Here is a 2,093-nt window from a genome sequence, read left to right as displayed (position 1 = left end):
GTGTTGGCCAGTCGATCCCGTTCGGCGTTCAGCCGGTCGACCTCGAACTGCTCCTGACGGACCAAGTCCACCAGTCGTGGCGCGTCACTGCGCCGAATCTCGCCGCCCCGGGACACCCCGTGCGTCGCGCCGAGCAGCAACCCCGCCAGCAGGCAGACCAGCGGGACGCCGACCCGCCACGACGACGGGCTCGATCCTTCCGGGTGCGGGGTTGCCCCGCGCGCCCCGAGCCGCCGAGCGATCCGTGTGATCATCGGCTCTCCGTTCGGTGCTGGTGGGTGCGTTAGGCTCGTCCTGACACACTCCAGCACCCCTGCCCTGAATACCGTAACCGCCGAGGCATCCCGAGGTAGAAATGCCCAAATCCAAGGTCCGCAAGAAGACCGACTTCACCGTCAGCGCGGTCAGCCGTACGCCGGTCAAAGTGAAGGCCGGGCCGTCCAGCGTGTGGTTCGTTGTCTTGTTCTGCGGCTTGATGCTGATCGGCCTGGTCTGGCTGATGGTGTTCCAGCTGGCCGCGACGGGCCCGGACGCACCCTCGATGCTCAGCTGGATGGCCAACCTCGGCCCGTGGAACTACGCCGTCGCGTTTGCTTTCATGATCACTGGACTGTTGCTCACAATGCGGTGGCGGTAACCGTTGGCGCGACCGTAATGAATTCATCTTCGGTCTGCGCGGTTACTGGGCCGGCAACCTCTCACTTGTTAGATCACACGCGTGTGATTCATCCCCATTGTTGATAGCGCTTGTGGATAACCCTATCGGCAGTGGTAGGCCCGCCTAGGAGCAGCGTGCAGCAAACGCAGTGGTCGCCGTCCTCAACCGGAATCGCAGCTTGCGGCATCGCGGGCATTGTGATGGCTATCGCCTGTGTGACTGTCGTCACAGACCCCCCGGGGCGGTTACTGCTCGGTATTTCCGCGGCCGGTCTGATCTTGTTTGCAAGCGCGTCGTGGCGCGCACGTCCGAAACTGGCAATCACGTCCGACGGCCTCCGCGTCCGCGGCTGGATGCGGACGCAGCTTTTGCAGCGCACCGAGATCAAGATCATCCGGATCACCGAATTCCGCCGCATCGGGCGCAAGATGCGGCTGCTCGAGATCGACGCGAAGGACGGCCGGCTGCTGATCTTCTCGCGTTGGGACCTTGGCGCCGATCCGTTGCAGGTGCTCGACGTCCTCACCGCGCACGGCTACGCCGGCCCCTAGTCGGCGACCGGCAGCCGGTTCAGGAAATCGTGATCGACTCGATGACGACGGGCTCGGTCGGACGGTCGCCGGGGCCGGTAGCGGTCGTGGCGATCGCGTCGACCACATGCTGTGAGTCCGGTTCCACGACTTCGCCGAAGATGGTGTGCTTGCGATTCAGGTGCGGGGTCTCGCCGACCGTGATGAAAAACTGCGAGCCGTTGGTGCCCGGGCCCGCATTGGCCATCGCCAACAGGTAGGGCTTGTCGAACTGCAACTCGGGGTGGAATTCGTCGGCGAACTTGTAGCCCGGGCCGCCGCGGCCGGTGCCGGTCGGGTCGCCGCCCTGGATCATGAAGCCGTTGATCACACGGTGGAAGACCGCGCCGTCGTAGAACGGGCCGGAGCTACCGCCCGATGCGTTCTCGGTCGAATACTCCTTAGTGCCTTGGGCCAGACCGACGAAGTTAGCGACGGTCTTGGGCGCATGGTTTCCGAACAGCGCGATCTTGATGTCGCCGCGGTTGGTGTGCAGTGTGGCAGTGGCAGTCTGAATCGGGCTGGTAGTCACGGCATCACAGTCTGCCATCACGCTTACCCGGCTACGCCCACCGGGCTACCGTCTGGAAGTATCCGATTACGGTCTCGCGGAAGCGGCCGGGGAAGGCGAGCAATGAGCGCTAACAACCACACCCGGCTGACCTCGCGGCAGCGGCTATCCCGCGGCCTTACCTACACCGCGGTCGGACCGGTGGACGTTACCCGCGGCCTCGTCGAGCTGGGCGCGCACTCGGCGCAGGCCGGCGCGTCGAGTCTGCGCCGGCGTTACCGGGAGGGCCGCCTGGCCCGGGATCTGCAATCCGCCCAAGAGGCGCTTGCGGAAGAGTTCGCCGCAGCCCAGGAGG

General features: G+C 65.2%; 4 protein-coding genes and 1 pseudogene. 3 read left to right on the top strand and 2 right to left on the bottom strand.

Going from position 1 to position 2,093, the window contains the following annotated elements; genetic code table 11:
* Nucleotides 1-254, bottom strand: a pseudogene (locus WB785_RS21565) (hypothetical protein); the annotation flags it as partial.
* A gap of 101 nt (nt 255-355) precedes the next feature.
* On the opposite strand from WB785_RS21565, the gene crgA reads away from it, so the two are divergent.
* Both crgA and WB785_RS21555 read left to right on the top strand, forming a co-directional pair.
* Nucleotides 356-637, top strand: a complete 282-nt coding sequence (crgA, locus tag WB785_RS21560; RefSeq protein WP_424081649.1) for a cell division protein CrgA — start codon at nt 356-358, stop codon at nt 635-637.
* A gap of 155 nt (nt 638-792) precedes the next feature.
* Nucleotides 793-1,209: a PH domain-containing protein gene (locus tag WB785_RS21555; protein ID WP_424081647.1), complete on the top strand. Its 417-nt coding sequence runs from the start codon at nt 793-795 to the stop codon at nt 1,207-1,209.
* A 19-nt stretch (nt 1,210-1,228) separates the two neighbouring features.
* On the opposite strand, the gene WB785_RS21550 is transcribed toward WB785_RS21555, so the two are convergent.
* Entirely contained in the window at nt 1,229-1,777 is a 549-nt protein-coding gene (locus WB785_RS21550; RefSeq protein WP_424081645.1) for a peptidylprolyl isomerase, read from the bottom strand.
* An 84-nt stretch (nt 1,778-1,861) separates the two neighbouring features.
* Here WB785_RS21550 and cwsA point away from each other — a divergent pair.
* A partial coding sequence (cwsA, locus tag WB785_RS21545; RefSeq protein ID WP_424081643.1) for a cell wall synthesis protein CwsA occupies nt 1,862-2,093 on the top strand: 232 nt, incomplete at its 3' end.

This window comes from Mycobacterium sp., from assembly GCF_049585075.1.
Taxonomy (GTDB): Bacteria; Actinomycetota; Actinomycetes; order Mycobacteriales; family Mycobacteriaceae; genus Mycobacterium.
The sequence above is the reverse complement of the archived record's forward strand: the minus strand, read 5'-3'. Positions and strand labels throughout refer to the sequence as shown.